General features: G+C 71.7%; 20 protein-coding genes and 1 riboswitch. Of the genes, 14 read left to right on the forward strand and 6 right to left on the reverse strand.

From position 1 onward, the window contains the following. The first annotated feature begins 83 nt into the window (after window positions 1-83). Window positions 84-1,148: an anthranilate phosphoribosyltransferase gene (trpD, locus tag ACY34M_RS04190; protein ID WP_462717667.1), complete on the forward strand. Its 1,065-nt coding sequence runs from the start codon at window positions 84-86 to the stop codon at window positions 1,146-1,148. Between the two features lie 97 nt (window positions 1,149-1,245). Further along, a riboswitch (SAM riboswitch) is annotated at window positions 1,246-1,363 on the forward strand. A 179-nt stretch (window positions 1,364-1,542) separates the two neighbouring features. Then, the gene (locus ACY34M_RS04195; protein WP_462717668.1) at window positions 1,543-2,916 is read left to right on the forward strand and encodes an aminotransferase class V-fold PLP-dependent enzyme; all 1,374 of its coding nucleotides are present in this window, start codon (window positions 1,543-1,545) and stop codon (window positions 2,914-2,916) included. A gap of 18 nt (window positions 2,917-2,934) precedes the next feature. Here the strand turns inward: ACY34M_RS04195 and ACY34M_RS04200 are convergent, their stop codons facing one another. Beyond that, entirely contained in the window at window positions 2,935-3,216 is a 282-nt protein-coding gene (locus ACY34M_RS04200; RefSeq protein WP_425834796.1) for an Lrp/AsnC family transcriptional regulator, read from the reverse strand. Then, entirely contained in the window at window positions 3,213-3,956 is a 744-nt protein-coding gene (locus ACY34M_RS04205; RefSeq protein ID WP_462717669.1) for a rhomboid family intramembrane serine protease, read from the reverse strand. The genes ACY34M_RS04200 and ACY34M_RS04205 overlap by 4 nt, the downstream gene beginning before the upstream one ends. Before the next feature lie 113 nt (window positions 3,957-4,069). On the opposite strand from ACY34M_RS04205, the gene ACY34M_RS04210 reads away from it, so the two are divergent. From ACY34M_RS04210 to ACY34M_RS04230, 5 genes are all read left to right on the forward strand, one after another. After that, entirely contained in the window at window positions 4,070-4,309 is a 240-nt protein-coding gene (locus ACY34M_RS04210; RefSeq protein ID WP_356388719.1) for a hypothetical protein, read from the forward strand. A gap of 32 nt (window positions 4,310-4,341) precedes the next feature. Next, on the forward strand, window positions 4,342-5,703 hold the full coding sequence (locus tag ACY34M_RS04215) for an NYN domain-containing protein (RefSeq protein ID WP_462717670.1): 1,362 nt from the start codon (window positions 4,342-4,344) through the stop codon (window positions 5,701-5,703). Window positions 5,704-5,993: 290 nt separating this feature from the next. Then, window positions 5,994-7,019 (forward strand): C40 family peptidase, encoded by a 1,026-nt coding sequence (locus tag ACY34M_RS04220; RefSeq protein WP_462717671.1) that lies wholly within the window; start codon window positions 5,994-5,996, stop codon window positions 7,017-7,019. A 235-nt stretch (window positions 7,020-7,254) separates the two neighbouring features. Then, window positions 7,255-8,289 carry a C40 family peptidase gene (locus tag ACY34M_RS04225; RefSeq protein WP_462717672.1) on the forward strand — a complete coding sequence of 345 codons (1,035 nt, stop codon included), beginning with the start codon at window positions 7,255-7,257 and terminating at the stop codon, window positions 8,287-8,289. 35 nt (window positions 8,290-8,324) lie between these two features. Beyond that, entirely contained in the window at window positions 8,325-9,539 is a 1,215-nt protein-coding gene (locus ACY34M_RS04230) for a hypothetical protein (protein ID WP_462717673.1), read from the forward strand. Window positions 9,540-9,542: 3 nt separating this feature from the next. On the opposite strand, the gene ACY34M_RS04235 is transcribed toward ACY34M_RS04230, so the two are convergent. Continuing rightward, window positions 9,543-10,793, reverse strand: coding sequence for a glycosyltransferase 87 family protein (locus tag ACY34M_RS04235; protein ID WP_462717674.1), 1,251 nt, complete (start codon window positions 10,791-10,793; stop codon window positions 9,543-9,545). Between the two features lie 92 nt (window positions 10,794-10,885). Between ACY34M_RS04235 and ACY34M_RS04240 the strand changes: the two genes are divergently transcribed. Next, window positions 10,886-12,037 carry a glycosyltransferase family 4 protein gene (locus tag ACY34M_RS04240; RefSeq protein WP_462717675.1) on the forward strand — a complete coding sequence of 384 codons (1,152 nt, stop codon included), beginning with the start codon at window positions 10,886-10,888 and terminating at the stop codon, window positions 12,035-12,037. A gap of 210 nt (window positions 12,038-12,247) precedes the next feature. Here ACY34M_RS04240 and ACY34M_RS04245 read toward each other — a convergent pair whose 3' ends face one another. Beyond that, on the reverse strand, window positions 12,248-14,044 hold the full coding sequence (locus tag ACY34M_RS04245) for an AMP-dependent synthetase/ligase (protein ID WP_462717676.1): 1,797 nt from the start codon (window positions 14,042-14,044) through the stop codon (window positions 12,248-12,250). A gap of 325 nt (window positions 14,045-14,369) precedes the next feature. On the opposite strand from ACY34M_RS04245, the gene ACY34M_RS04250 reads away from it, so the two are divergent. The 6 genes from ACY34M_RS04250 (at window position 14,370) to ACY34M_RS04275 (ending at window position 19,419) form a co-directional block, all read left to right on the forward strand. Next, window positions 14,370-15,131 (forward strand): metallophosphoesterase family protein, encoded by a 762-nt coding sequence (locus ACY34M_RS04250; RefSeq protein ID WP_462717677.1) that lies wholly within the window; start codon window positions 14,370-14,372, stop codon window positions 15,129-15,131. A 91-nt stretch (window positions 15,132-15,222) separates the two neighbouring features. Next, window positions 15,223-15,660 carry an SRPBCC family protein gene (locus tag ACY34M_RS04255; protein ID WP_462717678.1) on the forward strand — a complete coding sequence of 146 codons (438 nt, stop codon included), beginning with the start codon at window positions 15,223-15,225 and terminating at the stop codon, window positions 15,658-15,660. Between the two features lie 99 nt (window positions 15,661-15,759). Next, the gene (locus ACY34M_RS04260; RefSeq protein ID WP_462717679.1) at window positions 15,760-16,863 is read left to right on the forward strand and encodes an ArsA family ATPase; all 1,104 of its coding nucleotides are present in this window, start codon (window positions 15,760-15,762) and stop codon (window positions 16,861-16,863) included. A gap of 158 nt (window positions 16,864-17,021) precedes the next feature. Further along, the gene (locus ACY34M_RS04265; protein WP_462717680.1) at window positions 17,022-17,480 is read left to right on the forward strand and encodes a DUF5304 domain-containing protein; all 459 of its coding nucleotides are present in this window, start codon (window positions 17,022-17,024) and stop codon (window positions 17,478-17,480) included. Window positions 17,481-17,615: 135 nt separating this feature from the next. Beyond that, window positions 17,616-18,569: an ROK family glucokinase gene (locus ACY34M_RS04270; RefSeq protein ID WP_462717681.1), complete on the forward strand. Its 954-nt coding sequence runs from the start codon at window positions 17,616-17,618 to the stop codon at window positions 18,567-18,569. A gap of 67 nt (window positions 18,570-18,636) precedes the next feature. After that, the gene (locus ACY34M_RS04275; protein WP_462717682.1) at window positions 18,637-19,419 is read left to right on the forward strand and encodes an endonuclease/exonuclease/phosphatase family protein; all 783 of its coding nucleotides are present in this window, start codon (window positions 18,637-18,639) and stop codon (window positions 19,417-19,419) included. Window positions 19,420-19,421: 2 nt separating this feature from the next. On the opposite strand, the gene ACY34M_RS04280 is transcribed toward ACY34M_RS04275, so the two are convergent. After that, entirely contained in the window at window positions 19,422-20,129 is a 708-nt protein-coding gene (locus ACY34M_RS04280; RefSeq protein WP_462717683.1) for a hypothetical protein, read from the reverse strand. Beyond that, the gene (locus ACY34M_RS04285) at window positions 20,122-20,919 is read right to left on the reverse strand and encodes an alpha/beta hydrolase (protein WP_462717732.1); all 798 of its coding nucleotides are present in this window, start codon (window positions 20,917-20,919) and stop codon (window positions 20,122-20,124) included. Before ACY34M_RS04285 ends, ACY34M_RS04280 begins: the two co-directional genes overlap by 8 nt. Window positions 20,920-20,926: the final 7 nt, after the last annotated feature.

The following is a 20,926-nucleotide window of genomic DNA, read 5'->3' on the forward strand; positions in this document are numbered from 1 at the left end:
GACGGGGGCTCTTTGCGGTCCCGATACCTGGATAGGGTGGGGGCGCAGCAGCTTTCGACCCACAGATGCACACAGGAGCGGCCATGAGCGCTTTGAACCCCGCTGGAGGCGACACCGCGGCGGGCCGTTCCTGGCCCGCCGTCCTGAACGGCCTGCTGGAGGGCCGCGACCAGAGCGCCGACGACACGGCGTGGGCGATGGACCGGATCATGCGGGGCGAGGCGACCGACGCGCAGATCGCCGGGTTCGCGGTGGCGCTGCGCGCCAAGGGCGAGACCGTGCAGGAGATCTCCGGTCTCGTACGCGGCATGTACGAGCACGCGAACGTGATCGACGTGCCCGGCGAGACCGTCGACATCGTCGGCACCGGCGGGGACGGCGCCAAGACCGTCAACATCTCCACGATGTCCGCGATCGTCGTCGCGGGCACCGGCGCCAAGGTCGTCAAGCACGGCAACCGCGCCGCCTCCTCGGCCTCCGGCTCCTCCGACGTCCTGGAGAAGCTGGGCGTCAATCTCGACCTGTCGCCCAAGCGGGTGCCCGAGGTCGCCGAGGAAGCCGGCATCACGTTCTGCTTCGCCATAAAGTTCCACCCCGCGCTGCGGTACGCGGGCGCGGCGCGCGGCCAGCTCGGCATCCGGACCGTCTTCAACCTGCTCGGTCCGCTGACCAACCCGGCCAAGGTGAAGGCGCAGGCCGTCGGTGTCGCCGACGCCCGGATGGCGCCCATCGTGGCCGGGGTCTTCGCCGAGCGCGGCAACTCCTCGCTGGTGTTCCGCGGCGACGACGGGCTCGACGAGCTGACCACCACCGGCTCGTCCCGCGTCTGGGTCGTCCGGGACGGCGCCGTGCGCGAGGAGACCTTCGACCCGCGCGACGTCGGCATCGACATCGTGCCCATCGAGGCGCTGCGCGGCGGCGACCCCTCGTACAACGCGGAGGTCGCCCGGCGGCTCCTCGACGGCGAGCGGGGGCCCGTGCGCGACGCGGTGCTGCTGAACTCGGCGGCGGCCCTGGTGGCCGTGCGGCCGGGCGAGGGCACGCTCGTCGAGCAGATCCGGGCCGGCATGGACCGGGCCGCCGAGTCCATCGACTCCGGCGCGGCGAAGGCGGCGCTGGAGCGCTGGGTGGCGGCCAGCAACCGGTAGCCACGTTCTTGGTGTGACGCAGGGCGCAGTACGACTTGTCTCAAGAGTTGGACTGCGCCCTTGCCGTATCCGAGACGTGTGGCAGGATGCTTTCCAAGGTCATGAGTGACAGCGATCGAGGCCCCAGCCCGCTGTCCGGCAACCCTCCGTCCGTGGCGGGGTGCCCTGGGTGAAGACCAGGCCGTACGCAGCAAGGCGTGTGGCAAGCGCGGACCCCTCGCAACCCTGGGGTCCTGGTCCTCAAGGGAGCAGTCTCGTGAGCAAGCGAATGCGATAGGGCGTTTCGGCCCCGCCTCCGCGTACCCGTTTCACCTTTCTTTCCGTGCCGTAGAGCGCGCTGCTGCCGTGGCGCTCCGGCATGGTCAATTCGCTGACCTCGCCAGGGAGTTCACCCATGTCTGTTTCCGTCGACGCCGCCGCCTGCACCGAGACCGTCGCCCCGCTCCAGGTCCTCGGCCGGGACGTCACCGTGCCGCTCGTCACCGGTGGCGAGGTCACCTACGCCGCCCTCGACTACGCCGCCAGCGCGCCCGCCCTGCAGCGGGTGTGGGACGACGTCGCCGCCTACGCGCCGTACTACGGCAGCGTGCACCGCGGCGCCGGGTACCTGTCGCAGCTGTCCACCGACCTGTTCGAGAACTCCCGGGTCGCCGTCGCGGAGTTCCTCGGCTGCCGCGAGGACGACCAGGTCGTCTTCACCCGGTCCACCACCGACTCGCTGAACCTGCTCGCCGCCGCGCTGCCCGCCGACTGCGAGGTGTTCGTCTACGAGACCGAGCACCACGCCTCGCTGCTGCCGTGGCGCGACGCCCGTGTCACGTACCTCAACGCCCCTCGTACGCCCGACGAGGCCGTCGCCACCCTGGAGCGGGCTCTCGCCGACCGCGAGCCCTACGGGCCCGCCCTCGTCTGCGTCACCGGTGCCTCGAACGTCACCGGTGAGCTCTGGCCGGTGCGCGAGCTCGCGGCGGCCGCTCACGCGCACGGTGCCCGCATCGTGCTCGACGCCGCGCAGCTCGCGCCCCACCACCCGGTCTCCGTGGCGGACCTCGACGTCGACTGGGTCGCCTTCTCCGGGCACAAGCTGTACGCCCCGTTCGGCTCCGGTGTGCTCGCCGGGCGCTCCGACTGGCTGACGGCGGCCGAGCCGTACCTCGCGGGCGGCGGCGCTTCGAAGAAGGTCGCGCGGCGCACCGACGGCGGCGTGGACGTGGAGTGGCAGACCACCGCGGCCCGCCACGAGGCCGGTTCCCCGAACGTCATCGGCGTGTACTCGATCGCCTCCGCCTGCAAGGCGCTGACCGAGGCCGGGTTCGACAACCTCGTCGCCCGCGAGCAGCACCTCATCCGGAAGGTCCAGGAGGGGCTCGCGGCGGTGCCCGAGGTGAAGGTGCTGTCCCTGTTCGGTGACGAGGCGCCGCGCGTGGGCGTGCTGTCCTTCGTCGTCGAGGGGTGGAACTCCTCGCACTTCGCCGCCGCGCTCTCCGCCGAGTACGGGATCGGGGTCCGCGACGGTCTGTTCTGCGCCCACCCGCTGGTGCGCACGCTGCTCGGCTCCGACCCGCAGCAGCAGGGGGAGTGCGGGGCCCCGGATGCCGCGCCGGGCGAGAAGTCGCTCAACGCCATCCGCGTGAGCTTCGGCGCCGGGACGCCCGACGAGCACGTGGACCGCTTCGTGTCCGCCGTGACGGAGCTGGTGCGGGACGGCGCGCGCTGGAACTACCGCACGGAGGACGGCCGCTGCGTGCCGGACACGGCGAGCGCCTGAGGGGGAGCGGAGCGGGTCCTAGGCGTCGAGGCCGATCGAGAAGGCGGCCTCGAGGTCGTGCTGCGAGTACGTGCGGAACGCGACGTGCGTGTCCGTGCCCTCGACGCCCTGGATCTTGCTGATCTTTCCGGGGATGACGTCCGCCAGATCGTCGTGGCGGGCGACCCGGACCATGGCGATCAGGTCGTACGTACCGGTGACGGAGAAGACCTCGCTCACGTTGTCCAGGGCCGCGATCGACTCGGCGATCTCGGGGATCCGGTCCACGCTGGTCTTGATGAGCACGATCGCGGTGATCACGGCTGGCTGTCTCCCTCGGTGGCCGTGGCTGGGTTCGCCTCAACCTTAGCCCGCCCTCTGTATCTGCCCCACGCCCACAGGAACCCGACCGAGAACCCCACCAGGTGCGCCAGATACGCCACCCCCGGCCCCTGGCTGTCCTGGCCCGCCGCCACCCACTGCAGCGCCACCCAGAACGGCAGCACCACCCATGCCGGGAAGCGCAGCGGCAGAAAGAAGAGGAACGGGAAGACGCTCGTCACGCGGGCCTCGGGGAAGAGATAGAGGAACGCGCCGAGCACCGCCGAGATCGCCCCCGACGCGCCGACCAGGCTCTGATCGGAATCGGCGTGCGGGATCGCGTACCCGAGGAGCGCCACATAGCCGGTGACCACATAGAACAGGGCGTACGTGACGCGGCCCATGTGCTCCTCGACCATCGCCCCGAAGACGTAGAGGAAGAGCATGTTGCCGAGCAGGTGCAGCCAGCTTCCGTGCACGAACAAGGCCGTGAGCGGGGTGAGCAGGGCCCGCGCCGAGCCGCCGAGCAGTTCGTCGGGGACCACGCCCCAGCGTTCGAAGTACGCGCTCTGCGCGGCGAGCAGCCGGTCCCCGGTGCCGTAGCCGGGGTTCAGCCCCGAGGCCGGGGACAGTACGAAGACCACGCAGCAGACCGCGATGATGCCGTACGTGACCGGAGCCGGGTGTCCTCTGAGGAATGCGGTCAGCCTGTCGATCGCGGAGCGCCCATTGCCGATCATGGACAGAGCATGACGCAAGGCGGGGAGCGGGCGGCGCGCGGCAGGCCGTAGGGTTACGGGCAATAAAGCAAGCACCACGCAACCCGCATGCATCCGGAAGAAGGCACCACCCGATGACGGTTCCCCTGCCGACCGCCACCACCCGCTGGCGCTGCACCCTGTGCGGCAACCTGACGCGCTTCGACGTCACGCGGTCCTCGAAGGTCGTCGAGTACGTCCACCTGGACCTGGCCGGCGAGCCGAAGGTGGAGGAGCGCGACGTGGTCAGTGAGACCATCGAGTCGGTGCGCTGCCGCTGGTGCAACGCGGTGGACCAGGTGGAACTAGTGGACAGGCCCGGCGCCGACTCCTGAGGAGCGGCCCCACATCGACTTTGGGGTGACGGATGGTGGAGAGCACAGGTGGGGAGGCCGGGCACCCAGAGCAGGCCGCCGCCGCCGAAGTGCTCGACCGCCCGCTGCCCGAAGGCGTACGACGACGGGTCGTGCAGATCGCGTCGGACGGCTTCGGCGGACTGACGGTGGGTGAACTGCCGCCACAGTTGCGGCAGTATGCCCGGTTCACCCCGACCCGGCGGATGAAGTTCGCCGGCAACGCCATGGCGGCGGCCCTGGAGAGCGACCCGGTGTTCCGGCAGCGGATCGGGGAGCGCCTGCGGGACGCGCAGCCCGAACTGACCGGCGCCTTGGAGGCCGGTACGCCGCCGCCCGCCGCCGACCCGCTCGACGTGGCGGCGGCCGCCTACGTGCTGCGCCCCGTCGGCTGGGTGAAGCTCGTCGCCGCGGCGGGCGAGGACGCCCAGCGGGCCGACGCCGAGCGGGCCGACGAGGAGACCCGCGCCGAACTCGACCGGCTGCGCGACGAACTGGCCGAGGCCCGCGCCCACACCAAGAACGAGACGGAGCGACTCCGCACGGAACTCGACGCGGCCAAGCGCGAGGTCGGCTCCGTGGAGCGCAAGCTGCGGGCCGCGCTCAGCGACGTGAAGCGCGGCGAGGCCGCCGTGCGCAAGGCGAAGGCCGAGACCGACGCGGTGCGCGCCGAGAGCCAGGCCCAGGTGTCCGCGGCGGAGAGCGAGACCCGCCGGCTCAAATCGCGGCTCGGCGAGGCGGAGGCGGCCCTGGAGTCCTCCCGCCGGGCGGCCCGCGAGGGGCGCAGCATCGAGGACATGCGGGTGCGGCTGCTGCTCGACACGGTCCTGGACGCGGCCCAGGGGCTGCGCAGGGAGCTGGCGCTGCCGCCCGTGTCCTCCCGGCCCGCCGACTCCGTGGACGCCGTGGAGCCGGGCCGGATGTCGCCGAAGGACATCGCGGCGCGCGCCCTGCACGAGCACGACCCGGCGATCCTCGACCAGTTGCTCGCGCTGCCCCAGGCGCACCTCGTGGTCGACGGCTACAACGTCACGAAGACCGGCTATCCGACGATGCCCCTGGAGAAGCAGCGGCTGCGCCTGCTCGGCTCGCTCTCGCAGCTCGCGGCGCAGACCGGGGCCGAGGTGACCTGCGTCTTCGACGGGGCCGAACTGGCCGCTCCGGTGCTGCTCGCGCCGCCGCGCGGGGTGCGGGTGCTGTTCTCCAAGCCGGGGGTCACGGCGGACGAGCTGATCCGCCAGCTGGTGCGCGCGGAGCCCTCGGGGCGGCCCGTCATCGTCGTGTCGACCGACCGGGAGGTCGCGGACGGCGTCGCGAAGGCGGGGGCGCGGCCGGTCGCCTCCGTCGTGCTCCTGAAGCGGTTGTCGCACGGCTGACGGGGTTTGAGTTAGCTATGTCACACCCGCAACATCCGTGTCGAATGCCCGAATTGGCGAAACCTTCACGCAACGTAGCGTCAAGCGGACATCACTGCATGTGAGTTGAGTGCAAAGAATGCAGCGTGTGACGGAGTTTTTTCTCTGAGGGATTTGAACTGATCACGAAGAGGTCACTAGGGTCTGGCTCGAACCTCCGCTCGGGTGATCACCTAAAAGGGGTGACGGTGGAGGGGCACCGCCCGCCGGCGCAATCGGCAGGCGGCTGGAGGAAGAAGGAGATCGCCTTCGTGGCGTCCCATCGTCGACCCAAGCAGCCGAGCCGCACCCGCGTGACCGTGCTCACCGCGACCGCCGCCGCTGCCGTGGCCCTCACCTCTCAGGCCGCCAACGCCGCACCGAAGCCCAGCAAGAGCGAAGTCAAGGCCAAGGTCGACAAGCTCTACGAAGAGGCCGGTGGCGCGACGGACCGGTACAACGGGGCCAAGGAGAAGCAGAAGAAGCTCGAGTCCGAGATCGGTGATCTCCAGGACAAGGTCGCCCGCGGCCAGGAGGAGCTCAACGAGCTGCGCTCCGGCCTCGGTTCGCTCGCCGGCCAGCAGTACCGCAACGGCGGCATCGACCCCTCGGTCCAGCTCTTCCTCTCGTCCGACCCGGACAGCTACCTCGACAAGGCCTCCACGCTCGACTCGCTCAGCGCCCAGCAGCTCGAGTCGCTCAAGAAGGTCCAGGAGAAGCAGCGCACGCTCGCCCAGGAGCGCGCGGAGGCCTCCCAGAAGCTCAAGGACCTCGCCGACACGCGCGCCGAGCTCGGCAAGAAGAAGGAAGAGGTCCAGAGCAAGCTCGCGGAGGCCCGCAAGCTGCTCAACACGCTGACCGCCGAGCAGCGCGCCAAGATGGCCGCCGCCGACGAGCGCGCCAGCCGCGACGCCGCGAGCCGCGTCGACCTCGGCAACGCGGTGCCCGCCTCCGGGCGCGCCTCCGCCGCCCTGTCCGCGGCCGCCACCCAGATCGGCAAGCCGTACGTCTCCGGCGGCTCGGGCCCCAACTCCTACGACTGCTCGGGCCTCACCCAGTGGGCGTACAACCAGGCCGGTGTCTCCATAACCCGGACCACGTACACGCAGATCGGCGAGGGCACCGAGGTGGCCAGGAGTCAGCTCAAGCCCGGTGACCTGGTCTTCTTCAACAACACCCAGCACGTGGGCCTGTACGCGGGCAACGGCCAGGTGCTGCACGCCCCGCACCCCGGTGCCGGCGTGCGCTACGAGTCGATGGACACGGTCGGCCCCTACCAGACGGCCCGCCGCATCTGACGCACCGCATTCCGCGCATTTCGCTCTCCAACGCGCCCTGGAAACGCGCCCGTTCGGGCGAATTCCAGGGCCGTTCGCTGACCCCCACGCCCCGCCCATGACCTGCGTCAGAGGCGGGGCGTCGTGCTGCGTGTCCCCTGAACGGTCTTTGGTCAGGGGGTAGTCGCCCGACTACTGTCGGCGCGCATTCCCCCGATCATCGGGGGTCCGTCAGCGGAAGGGAGAGCGGCTACCCGTGGGTTCTCATCGCCGTGTCTCGCACTCTCGGAACTCCGGCCTCGACCGGAGTACGCGCGCGACCGTTCTGACCGTGGCCGCCGCATCCGCGGCGGCGGCCCTCGGCGCCGCCCCGGCGGACGCCACGCCCCAGGACAGGCCGGGCGCGACCAAGGCCGCTGTGGACCGCCTGTACGAGCAGGCGGAGAAGGCCACCGAGGCGTTCAACCGGGCCGACGAGCGGGCGGACGGGCTCCGCAAGGAACTCGCCGCCACCCGGGACCAGGTGGCACGCGGGCAGGACCGGATCAACGCGATGCGCCAGGCCCTCGGCGCCGTGGCGGGCGCCCAGTACCGCTCCGGCGGCATGGACCCCTCGCTCGCCCTGATGCTCTCCTCCGACCCGGACGCCTACCTCGACAAGGCCGGCACGCTTGACCGGATCGGCGCCCGCAACGCGGGCCAACTCGCCGAACTGCGCGGCGCCCAGCGGAGCCTGGACCAGCGCAGGGCAGAGGCGCGCGGCGAGCTCGCCGCACTGGAGGCCAGCCGCAAGGCCGTCCAGCGGCACAAGCACAGCGTGGAGAAGAAGCTGGCCAAGGCGCGGCGGCTGCTCGAAGCGCTGCCGAGCGGCGAGCGCGCCGCGTTCGACCGGGCCTCGCGCGCCGAGAGCCGCCCCGACCTGTCCGGCGTGGGCCCCGCCTCATCGGCCCGCGCCGCCGCCGCGCTCGCCGCCGCCAAGTCCGCGCTCGGCAAGCCGTACATCTGGGGCGCGACGGGCCCCTCCGGCTTCGACTGCTCGGGCCTCATGAAGTGGTCGTACGGGCAGGCGGGCGTCGGTCTGCCCCGCACCTCGCAGGAGCAGCGGTACGCGGGCCGCCAGGTGCCGCTGTCCCAGGCGGAGCCCGGCGACCTCGTCGCGTACGGCTCCGACGCCCACCACATCGGCATCTACGCGGGCAACGGCCAGGTCATCCACGCGCCGCACCCGGGCGCCCCCGTGCGCTACGACCCGGTGGGCATGATGCCGGTCTCGTCCGTGACCCGGGTCTGACGCTCCCCGCCCGACTTCGCCGTACGATCGAAAAGATGGCTGGTCGTCGGCGTGCGCTGGGCAGGGCGTGGAGTGCGGGGGCACTGGGCGCCCTGTTCCTCGGGCTGTCCGCGCTGACCGGCTGCGGGGGAGGCGACGCGCCGAAGGGCGCCGAGGCCTCCGCCGTGCAGCGGCTGCTCGACCAGCGGGCGCACGCCGTCGTCACCGGCGACGGCCCCGCCTACCGGGCCACGGGCAGCGCGGAGCCGGGCCTGCTCGACGACCTCTCCGAGGTCCCGCTCGACTCCTGGCAGTACAAGCTCACCGACCTCGACCGCACCGGATCGCGGTCCGCCACCGCCTCCGCCGAACTGCGCTACCGCGTCGACGGCTACGACAAGGCGCCCGTCGTCGCCGAGCGCACGCTGACCCTGGGCCACGGCGACGACGGCTGGTACGTCACCGGGGACCGCCCCGCGAAGAAGGCGGGCGAGCAGCTGTGGGAGCAGGGCCCGGTGGCCGCCGTGAAGGGCACGCACAGCCTCGTCCTCGGCGTCGGCAAGCCACGCTCCGAACTGCGCTCCTACGCACGGCTCGCCGACACGGCGGTGCCCTCGCTGAACCGTGCGTGGGGCGACGACTGGGCGCGCCGGATCGTCGTCCTGGTGCCCGGGTCCCTCAACGAGATGGGCGAGCTGCTGGGGGCGCCCGCCGCCGGCTACCAGGGCATCGCGGCCGTCACCACGGGCGAGGCGGGCGGGCCGGACTCGGCGCCCGCGGACCGGGTGATCCTCAACCCGGAGGCGTACAGCGTGCTCGGCGCCGTCGGCAAGCAGGTCGTCCTCACCCACGAGACCGCCCACGTCGCCACCCGCCGCGCGACGTCCGCCGCGACCCCGCTGTGGCTCTCCGAGGGGTACGCGGACTGGGCGGGCTACCGCGAGAGCGACCGCACGCCGGGGCAGGCCGCGCCCGAGCTGCGCCGCGCGGTCCAGCAGGGCTCGGTCCCCGGCGGGCTCCCCGCCGACAAGGACTTCGGCTTCTCCGGCGACTCCGACGAACTGGCCCGCGCGTACGAGAGCGGCTGGCTGGCCTGCCGGATGATCGCCGACCGGTGGGGCGAGGAGAAGCTCAACGCCTTCTACAAGGCCGTCGGCGGCCACAAGCAGCGGTCCGGGGCCGTCGACGCGGCGCTGCGCCAGGCGCTCGGCGTCGACGAGCAGGAGTTCGTGGCGCAGTGGCGGGAGTACGTGCGCTCCGAGCTGGGCTGAGACCTACGGCGCCGGAATCGTGTCGTCGTGCGCGGACCGCGGGGCCCGCGCGGGCAGGGGCTCCGGCTCCGCCCGGCGCGGCTCGGTCACCGTGGCGCGCCACAGGCGGCGGCAGGCGCTGATCGAGGCCACCACCAGCAGGCCGTTGCGCACCGCGAGGAGGGTGACGCCCAGCGGGTCGCTGGCCACCACGTTCCCGAAGTACAGCGGGAACTCCAGGAACGTCGTGAACGTCGCCGCCAGCACCAGCCACACCGGCAGCGTCATCCGGCTGTCCCGGAACAGCATGCAGACCGCGGCCACGCCCACCAGCCACACCATGTACTGCGGGCTGATCACCCGGCTCGTCGTCGTGAACAGCAGCACCGCCGTCAGGCCCGCGTCGGCGAGCGTCGCCGGCTGCCAGGCGCGCGCCCTGAACCGCCACAGCACCAGCCAGCCGAACGCGAGCGCCGTGAGCACCTGTGCCAGCGTGCTCACCACGTTCACGTACGGGCCGAGGAACTCCACCGAGCCGTAGTTCAGCTGCACCGTGCCGTTCCAGCCGAACTGGCGCGCCACGTGGAAGACCAGTGAGCCGAGGGACTCCACCTCCGTGCCGCGGTCCTTCTGGAACGTGAGGAAGGCCAGCGCGCCCGGCATCGCCACCGTGAAGACGGCGAGCAGCCCGACCGCCGTGAGCACCGCCGTGCCCCACGTCTCCCGTGTGTCCCGGCCGCGGCGCGTGCCGAGCAGCAGCAGCGCGGGCCACACCTTGACCACCGCGCCGATCGCCGCGAAGACGCCCGCGGCCCGCGGATGCCGGGCCGCCGCGAGCAGCGCCGCGATCGCCACGGCCGTCACCATCACGTCGTAGCGCGCGTAGACGGTCTGGCCGAGCAGCGGCAGCCCGACGACCCACACCCAGGTGCCGCGCCGCGACATGTCCCGCCGTTCGGAGACGTACAGCAGCATCAGCAGGACGACGGCGTCCGCCAGGAACGCGAGCAGGAAGAACGCCGACGCGTAACTGAGGAACGGCAGCAGCGCGGGGGAGAGGATCGCGACCGCGGCGGCCGGCGGGTACTGCCACGTCACGTCGTCCAGCGGGAACGTTCCTGTGCGCAGCACGTCGAACCAGCCGTGGTAAATCACGTGGACGTCGCTGGTGACGTCCGGTCCCGGCACCACGATCACCTTGAAGACGCACAGCAGGAGCAGCGCCCGGGTCAGTACCCAGGTGACCAGGAGCCCGGCGGGCGTTCGCGTCTTCATTCGAGACATGATGCCGAAAAGCCCCGTGGCCTGGCCATGGACCCCCGCGGCGCGGCGGCCGGCGCCGGAGGCGTTCGGTACTGTCGGCGGTGATGCGCCAGACACCGAAGACTCTGCTCGTGACCAACGACTTCCCGCCGCGCCCCGGCGGGATCCAGGCATTCCTGCACAACATGGCGCTGCGCCTGGACCCCGAGCGGCTCGTCGTCTACGCCTCCACGTGGAAGCGCAGCCGGGAGGGTGTCGAGGCCACGGCGGCTTTCGACGCCGAGCAGCCGTTCACCGTGGTGCGCGACAACACGACGATGCTGCTGCCGACCCCGCGCGTGACGCGGCGCGCGGCGGGGCTGCTGCGGGCGCACGGCTGTACGTCGGTGTGGTTCGGGGCGGCGGCGCCGCTCGGGCTCATGGCGCCCGCGCTGCGCAGGGCCGGTGCGGAGCGGATCGTCGCGACGACGCACGGGCACGAGGCGGGCTGGGCGCAACTTCCCGCGTCCCGGCAGTTGCTGCGGCGGATCGGTGAGGGCACGGACACGATCACGTACCTCGGCGAGTACACGCGCTCGCGCATCGCGGCGGCGCTCACGCCGGAGGCGGCCTCGCGGATGGAACAACTCCCGCCGGGGGTCGACGAGAAGACGTTCCACCCGGGGTCGGGTGGGGACGTGGTGCGGGCGCGGCTGGGGTTGAGCGAGCGTCCGGTGGTGGTGTGCGTGTCGCGTCTGGTGCCGCGCAAGGGGCAGGACACGCTGATCCTCGCGATGCCGAAGATCCTGGCGGCGGTGCCGGACGCGGTGCTGCTGATCGTCGGCGGCGGGCCGTACGAGAAGGACCTGCGCAAGCTGGCGGTGGAGACCGGGGTCGCGGACTCGGTGCGCTTCACGGGATCCGTGCCGTGGGAGGAGCTGCCCGCGCACTACGGGGCGGGGGACGTGTTCGCGATGCCGTGTCGTACGCGGCGGGGCGGGCTCGATGTCGAGGGCCTCGGCATCGTCTACCTGGAGGCCTCCGCGACCGGGCTCCCGGTCGTCTCCGGTGACTCCGGTGGGGCGCCGGACGCGGTGCTCGACGGGGAGACGGGCTGGGTCGTCCGGGGCGGCTCGGAATCGGAGTCCGCGGACCGCATCGTGACACTCCTTCAGGACCCGGAGCTGCGGCGCCGCATGGGTGAGCGGGGCCGCGAATGGGTCGAGGAGAAGTGGCGCTGGGACCTGCTGGCGGAGCGGTTGCGGCGGCTGTTGTAGCGGGTGCCCGGCACCGGGGGCCGCCTTGCCCACCCTGCCGCCCAAGGCCCGGGCAATTCAAGCTTCGGCGGCGGGTGAGCCAATCAAGCCCCGCCGGCGATTGAGGCGCGGGGTCCGGGGCGGAGCCCCGTGGCGTGAGCTGTCGGGGGCCGAAACGCGACATCCGCCGCAGCGCACAAACGCGCGCCCGGCGGATGCCACCCGGTACCGCTACCCGCGGTAGATCGCCTCGATCTCGTCCGCGTAGTCCTTCGCCACCACATTGCGCTTCAGCTTCAGCGAAGGCGTCAGGTGGCCCGACTCCTCCGTGAACTGCGCACCGAGGATGCGGAACTTGCGGACCGACTCCGCCTTGGACACCGCCGCGTTGCCGTCGTCCACGGCCGCCTGCACCGTGGCCAGCAGGTCGGGGTCGTGCTGCAGCGAGGCCACCGTGGACCCGGCCGGCTTGTCGTGGTCCGCGGCCCACTTGTCGAGGAACTCCTCGTCGATGGTGACGAGCGCGCCCACGAAGGGCCGCCCGTCGCCGACGACCATGCACTCCGCGACCAGCGCATGCGCGCGGATCCGGTCCTCGATCACGGCCGGGGCGACGTTCTTGCCGCCCGCCGTGACGATGATCTCCTTCTTGCGGCCGGTGATCCGCAGGTAGCCGTCCTCGTCGAGGGTGCCGATGTCACCCGTGTGGAACCAGCCGTCGGCCAGCGCCTCCTCAGTGGCGCCCTGGTTGTTCCAGTAGCCGGTGAAGAGGTGCTCGCCGTGCAGCAGCACCTCGCCGTCGTCGGCGATCCGGACCACGGAGCCCGGCAGCGGCTGACCCACCGTGCCGATCTTCTGGCGGTCCCACGGGTTGAACGCCGTGGCCGCGCAGGACTCGGTGAGGCCGTAGCCCTCCAGGACCGTGAAGCCGATGCCGCGGAAGAAGTGGCCGAGCCGCTCGCCGAGCGGCGCCCCGCCCGAGATCGCGTACTCGCCGCGCCCGCCGAGGACGGCGCGCAGCTTGCCGTAGACGAGCTTGTCGAACGTCTTGTACTTGAGCTTCAGGGCCAGCGAGGGACCGTTCGGGGTGTCCAGCGCGCGGCTGTACTCGATCGCCGTGTCGGCGGCCTTGTCGAAGATCTTGCCCTTGCCGTCGGCCTGCGCCTTGGCCCGCGCCGAGTTGTAGACCTTCTCGAAGACGCGCGGCACACCGAGGATCAGCGTAGGCCTGAAGGCGGCCAGCTCATCGGTGAGCTGCTTGATGTCGGGGGCGTGGCCCAGCTTGATCGGGGCCATCAGCGAGGCGACCTCGACGAGGCGGCCGAAGACGTGCGCCACCGGCAGGAAGAGCAGCACCGAGCACTCGCCGGTGCGGAACAGCGGGCCGAGGCGCGCCACGATGTTGCCGCACTCCGCGAAGAAGCTGCGGTGCGTGAGGACACAGCCCTTGGGGCGCCCGGTGGTGCCCGAGGTGTAGACGATGGTCGCCGGGTCGTCGGCCTTCGCGATCGCGCTGCGGTCGTCGACCATCCCGTCGGAGAGCTCGGCGCCGACGCGGTGCAGCTCCTCGATGCCGCCGGCCTCGATCTGCCAGAGGTGCTGCAGCTGCGGCAGCCGGTCGCGCACGGAGCCGACGGCCGCCGCGTGCGTGTCCGTCTCGACGAGGATGCCGACCGCGCCCGAGTCGCCGAGGATCCACTGGATCTGCTCGGGCGAGCTGGTCTCGTAGACGGGAACGGTGATCGCGCCCGCGCTCCAGATCGCGAAGTCGAGCAGCGTCCACTCGTAGCGGGTGCGCGACATGAGGCCGATGCGGTCGCCGGGCTGTACGCCGGAGGCGATCAGGCCCTTGGCGGTCGCGCGCACCTCGGCGAGGAACTGGACGGCCGTGATGTCCTGCCACGTGCCGTTGACCTTGCGGCCGATCACGGCGACGTCCGGATGCTGCGCGGCGTTTCTGCGAACGATGTCGGTCAGATTGCCGTCCGCAGGGACCTCGTACAAAGCGGGAAGGCTGAACTCGCGCAAGACTGCTGCTCCTCATAGGGCGCCGGCGCCACGACTCTTCTGTGATGCGTCGGTGCGGTCCAAGATCGGGCAGGTGCACAGTGCATCAATGAATTCTCCGCCCCGAACGGACGGAACTCATTGCTTGAACTGAACACGACTGGACTGCCCGGACGTTACCCACCGGTACTGCTTCTTCGGTAGGGGGGTCGGACCAGATGTACGCTGCGTCACATGTCGCCGCGACTCTTCTCGCACCCTAGTCCAGAAGCCTCCTGACTCGGAAGTAACCGCAGGTCCGGCGGCCTCTATCCATCCGGGGACCCATCGTCCTAGGGTGATCGGCATGCGCGTACATGTGGTCAGCGATGTGCACGGAAACTCCACCGACCTCGCACGAGCCGGAGACGGCGCCGATGCCGTCGTCTGCCTCGGTGACCTGGTGTTGTTCCTTGATTACGCAAATCATGCGCGCGGCATTTTCCCCGAATTGTTCGGTGAGGAGAACGCGGACCGCATCGTTGAACTGCGCACGGCCCGCCGCTTCGAGGAGGCACGGGCCTTCGGACGGGAACTCTGGGCCGGCATAGACCGTGTGCCCGCCATCGAAAAAGCGGTGCGCAAGCAGTACGCGGAGATGTTCGCGGCGTTCCCCACTCCGACGTATGCCACCTACGGCAATGTCGACATGCCGCAGCTCTGGCGGGAGTACGCCGCGCCCGGCACGACCGTGCTCGACGGGGAGCGCGTCGAGATAGGCGGCTGGGTCTTCGGCTTCGTCGGCGGCGGCCTGCGCACCCCGATGCGCACGCCGTACGAGATCGACGACGAGGAGTACGCCGCGAAGATCGAGGCCGTGGGGGAGGTCGACGTGCTGTGCACGCACATTCCGCCGGAGGTCCCCGATCTCGTCTACGACACGGTGGCGCGGCGTTTCGAGCGCGGCAGCCGCGCCCTCCTGGAGGCGATTCGCCGCACCCGTCCCCGGTACTCGCTCTTCGGCCACGTCCACCAGCCGCTCGCGCGGCGGATGCGGATCGGGTCCACGGAGTGCGTGAACGTCGGGCACTTCGCGGGCTCGGGCAGGCCGTGGGCGCTGGAGTGGTGACAGCGCGGCGCCGTACGCGCGATAGCCTTCACGCGACACACGCGTAGGCAGGCACGGCGCACCCTGACCGGTATCTGGAGGAGCCACGGCGATGGCGGAACACACCAGCTCGAGCATCACGATCGAGGCGGCCCCTGCCGATGTCATGGGGGTGATCGCCGACTTCGCCCGCTACCCGGACTGGACGGGTGAGGTGAAGGAGGCGGAGGTCATCGCCGAGGACGAGGCCGGCCGCGCCGAGCAGGTCCGGCTCGTGATGGACGCCGGGGCGATCAAGGACGACCAGACGCTGAAGTACACCTGGGCGGGTCAGAACGAGGTGTCCTGGACCCTCGTGAAGTCCCAGATGCTGCGTTCCCTCGACGGCTCCTACGTCCTGAAGCCCGCGGGTTCCGGGACCGAGGTCACGTACTCCCTCACGGTCGACGTGAAGATCCCCATGCTCGGCATGATCAAGCGCAAGGCGGAGAAGGTCATCATCGACCGCGCGCTGGCGGGCCTGAAGAAGCGGGTCGAGTCGGGGAGCTAGGGCCTGATCCAAACGACAGGCCCTAGGCCCCCTGCGGCGCATGGGCAGTGGGGTCCGGGGCGGAGCCCCGTGGCGTGCACCCAGGTAACCTCACACCTCATGCGCACCCTTCTCGTCACCGGCCCCGGCGGCGCCGGCCGCACCACCGTCGCCGCCGCCACAGCTCAGAAGGCCGCCCGGCAAGGGCTGCGTACGCGGTTGATCACCGCGGATCCCGTGGACGGGGTCGAGGACGTCGACGTCACCCGGCTCACCCCCGCCGACGACTTCCGCCGCGACCTCCTCGCCCTTCAAGAACGCGCGGCCTCCGGCCTCGAACTGCTCGGCGCCACCCGGTTCGACACCGACGAGGTCACCCCGCTGCCCGGCAGCGAGGAACTCGCGCTGCTGCGGGCCCTTCGGGGCAGCGCCGAGGAGACGTACGACCTGGTCGTCGTCGACCTGCCGGCCGCCCCCCGCGCCGTCGCCGTCCTCGCCCTGCCCGAACAGCTGCGCCGCTATCTGCGCCGACTGCTCCCCGCGGAGCGCCAGGCCGCGCGCGCCCTGCGCCCCGTCCTCGGCCGGCTCGCCGGAGTGCCGATGCCCGCGCAGTGGCTCTACGAGTCCGCCGCCCGCTGGGACGCCGAACTCGCCGCCGCGCAGGCCGTGGTCGACGCCGCCACCACTCGCGTACGACTCGTCGCCGAGCCCACCAGGGCCGCCGCCGAGACACTGCGCACCACCCGTACCGGCCTCGCCCTGCACGGACTCGACGTCGAGTCGGTCGTCGCCAACCGGGTGCTCCCCGACGGCTCCACCGACCCGTGGCTCGCCGACGCCGCCGCCCGCCAGCGCAAGGTCGTCGCCGAGTGGCCCGGCGCGCACGAGCTGCCCCACCTGGGCCGCGACCCGCGCCCCGAGGACCTGGACGTACCGGTGCCGGTGGCCGTGCCGGGTCCCCGCACCCCGTGGCCCGTGGAGGACCGGCTCGGCGAGGACGGCGTCCTGGTGTGGCGGATACCGCTGCCCGGGGCGGTCCGCGAGGAGCTGAGCCTGGTGCGGCGCGGCGACGAACTGGTCGTCGGCGCGGGTGCGTTCCGCCGTATCGTTCCGCTGCCCTCCGCGCCCCGCCGCTGCACCGTGGCGGGCGCCGGACTCGTCGACGGCGAACTCCGCGTCCGCTTCGCCCCCGACCCCGATCTGTGGCCGCAGACCCGGGACTGATTCTCCCGGGGGACACCCCCGGACCCCCGGCAGGAGAAGACAGCCGGTCCGGGCGGGCGCCCGGAGGATTGTGCCGCGCAGACCCGGTGAACGCGGCGCGTCCGTTCGGGTAACGTCGAAGGCGTAACCGGTCCAGCTCTCCGCAGGAGTCAGCCGTCATGAGCGACGCCACCGAGCAGCCCGCCCACCAGGTCGACGCCGACGCGTGGGAGAAGGCGTGCGCCGAGGATCTCCAGGCTGAGCGGGCCCGCCGCAGGGCCGAGTCCGGGCCGCCGCCCGGATCCGCCGCCGAGGAGCTGAAGAAGCTCGTCGACGCCGTCACCGACAAGCTCTCGTCCGTGCAGGCCCCGTTCCTCGGTTCGGTCGCCCAGGGCACCGCCGAGCAGGTCGCCAAGCAGGCCGCCCGGCAGGCCCGCTCCGTCATCGAGCCGGTCATCGACCGGAACTCGGACGTGTTCGACCACCTGGCAGCCGCGGGCAACGAACTGCTCGCCGCCTACCGCTCCGCGGTCGAGGGCCAGGAGCGCCGCTGGACCGAACGCACCCAGGAACCGACGCCTCCGCCGAAGCCCAAGGACGAGGGCTCCGGAGGCGGGGAGCACATCGACCTGGACTGAACGCGGACTGAAACCAGGTGACTGCCGTCGGATCCCGTCTGCCGGGTGCCCTTCGGGCGAACAACGGGAATCCAACGGCAGACCCCTGCTCGGTTAAGGTGGGCCATAGCGGGGCTCGACCGAACTGAGGGATTCATGGGACTCACCATCGGCGTCGATATCGGCGGCACGAAGATCGCGGCCGGCGTGGTCGACGAGGACGGCAACATCCTCTCCACGTTCAAGGTGCCGACGCCTTCCACGCCTGACGGGATCGTCGACGCGATCGCCTCGGCCGTTGAGGGTGCCCGGGCCGGACACGACATCGTGGGCGTGGGGATCGGTGCCGCCGGTTACGTCAACCGCCAGCGCTCCACCGTGTACTTCGCGCCGAACATCGACTGGCGCCAGGAACCGCTGAAGGAGAAGGTCGAGGCGCGCGTCAAGCTGCCCGTCGTCGTCGAGAACGACGCGAACGCGGCCGCCTGGGGCGAGTACAAGTTCGGCGCGGGCAAGGGCCACCGCAACGTCATCTGCATCACCCTCGGCACCGGCCTCGGCGGTGGCGTCATCATCGGCAACAAGCTGCGTCGCGGCCACTTCGGTGTGGCCGCCGAGTTCGGCCACATCCGCATGGTGCCGGACGGCCTGCTGTGCGGCTGCGGCTCTCAGGGCTGCTGGGAGCAGTACGCCTCGGGCCGCGCGCTCGTCCGCTACGCGAAGCAGCGGGCGAACGCGACGCCGGAGAACGCCTCGTACCTGCTCTCGCTCGGCGACGGCAGCCCCGAGGGCATCGAGGGCAAGCACATCTCCACGGCCGCCCGCGAGGGCGACCCCGTGGCCGTCGACTCGTACCGCGAGCTGGCCCGCTGGGCCGGCGCGGGCCTGGCCGACCTGGCCTCGCTGTTCGACCCGTCGGCGTTCATCGTCGGCGGCGGCCTCTCCGACGAGGGCGAGCTGGTCCTCGACCCGATCCGCAAGTCGTACAAGCGGTGGCTGGTCGGCGGGAACTGGCGGCCGGTCGCCGATGTGATCGCCGCCCAGCTGGGCAACAAGGCGGGCATGGTCGGCGCCGCCGACCTCGCGCGGGAGCCCGACCCCGTCATGTGACGTACATACGCAACCGGTGCCCGTCGTTCCCCGCTGGGGCGGCGGGCACCGGCGTATCTTGATCTTCATGGACTCCGGCTCGCTCCCCGAACGCACCGAAGAACTGCCCAACTCCCGTACGGAACCCGACGGTTCGGCCGTCATCCGCGTCCTCAGCTACAACATCCGCTCGATGCGCGACAGCCCCGTCGCCCTCGCCCGGGTGATGAAGGCCTGCGCCCCGGACCTCGTACTGATCCAGGAGGCGCCCCGGTTCTTCCGCTGGCGCAAGCACCTCGCCCGGCTGGCCCGCGCCGCCGATCTGGTGGTCCTCTCCGGGGGCGGCAGCGCCGCCGGGCCCGCGCTGCTCTGCTCGCTGCGGGCCACCGTCGAGCGCACCGAGGACGTGCTGCTCCCGCTCACGCCGGGACTGCACCGGCGCGGCTTCGCGACCGCCGTCGTACGGTTCGGGGGCCGGCGTGGCCCACGGCTCGGCGTCGTCAGCTGCCATCTGAGCCTGCAGAAGGACGAGCGGTACGCGCAGGGCGGGATGCTCCTCGACCGGGTCGCGGCGATGGAGGCCGCGGGGGTGCCGCACGTCGTCGTGGGCGGCGACCTCAACGAGCGGCCCGGCGGGCGCACCTTCCGGCGGCTCGCGAGCACCCTCCAGGACGCCCGGGCGACGCGCCCCTGGGGCGGCGAGTACACCTCGACGCCGGACGATCCCCATCAGCGGATCGACGCGATCCTCGCCACCAAGGGCATTGAGGTGCTCGGGTGCGGGGTGCCGGACTTCCTGGACGTTAACGAGATGAGGGCGGCCACCGACCATCTGCCGGTGCTTGCCGCCCTCCGTCTTCCCGCCGCCTAGCCTCAGACCACGGCGCCGCGACCCGGATCGTCGTCCCCGTCGTCGTCACCCGGGGACATCCGGGCGACGAGCGTGCCGAAGCCGCCGAGGAAGCCGCCGATGCAGAGCGTCGCGAGCCACCACGTCATGTCCCAGTTGAGCAGCACCGCGAGGAGCAGCAGGACGGGTCCGCCGACCACCGCGAGCCAGGCGAACTTGGACGTGACGTCGCCCTCCGGCAGCGGGGGCGGCTCCGGCGGGACGAAGTGGCCCTCGTCGTCCCCGTCGAAGTCGTCGTCCGAGGCCTCGGGCGCCGTGTGGTCGCGCGGGCCGGGGGTGGCGGCGATGCCGGGCGCGAAGGAGATCGAGGAGCCGAGGGGGCGCTTCCCGCCCTCGTCCTTGTCCCGGCCCTGGTCCTTGTCCTCGCTGCGGTCCTCGTCCCGGTTCGACGCCGGGGTGTCCTTCTGCGGAGTGTCCCGCTCGGCGTCGGCCGACCGCTTTGGCGCGTCGTTGGTCTCCGGTTCGAGCAGGGCCAGGTCCTCGACCGACTTGAACGGCTTGGCGCCCGGCGGGTCCGGCGGCTCCTCCCCGTAACCGGCGACGATCGCCGCCCACGCCGCGTCCTCGTCGGTCGGCAGGAAGGGGTCGCGCGACTGCCCGCCGCTCTCCTCCTGGCCTTCCGAGTCCGAGCTCTCCGGCCGCTCGGACCCGCCGCGCTCCTGCTCAGTCACCGGTGGTCGTCCCTTCCACGCCCGCGCTGGGGATCTTGCCGACTTCGGGGGCGAGCCGGTCGAAGAACGCGTAGCTCTCTTCGAAGATCCGGTCCGCGTCATGGTCCAACGTCGCCACGTGGTAGCTCTGTTCCAGCAGGATCTCCGTGACGTCCGTGGACGAGACGCGGCCGAGGACACGCGCCGAGTCGACGGGCGGCACGACGTGGTCCTGCACGCTGTGCAGGACCACCAACGGCTGGGTCACCTGCGGCAGTTCGCGGTCCACGACCCGGAAGAAGCCGCGCAGCTGGTGCACCGCGTGCAGCGGCATCCGGCCGTAGCCGAGCTCCGTCACACCTTCCTTGGCGATGTCGCTGGCGATGCCCTTGACCGAGCGCACGAGGTGCCGGGTGACCGGGAGGGTGTGCGCGGCCAGGTCGTGCACCTTGTTCCCCGGGTTCACCAGGACGAGGCCCGCGATCTCGTCCCCGTGCCGGGCCGCGAGGCGCAGGGCGAGCGCGCCGCCCATCGACAGGCCGCAGACGAAGACCTTGGAGCAGCGCTCCGTGAGCTCGCGCAGGGCGCGGTCCACCTCCGCGTACCAGTCCTGCCACGCGGTGACGGCCAGGTCCTCCCAGCGCGTGCCGTGGCCCGGCAGCAGCGGGAGGGAGACGGTGAGACCGCGCTCCGCCAGGTACTCGGCCCAGGGCCGCAGCGACTGGGGTGACCCGGTGAATCCGTGACAGAGGAGGACGCCGACCTCGCCGCCTTCGTGGCGGTACGGCTCGGCTCCAGGAAGGACCGGCACCTTCGGT

It is taken from the genome of Streptomyces sp. EDA2-14, from assembly GCF_054963755.1.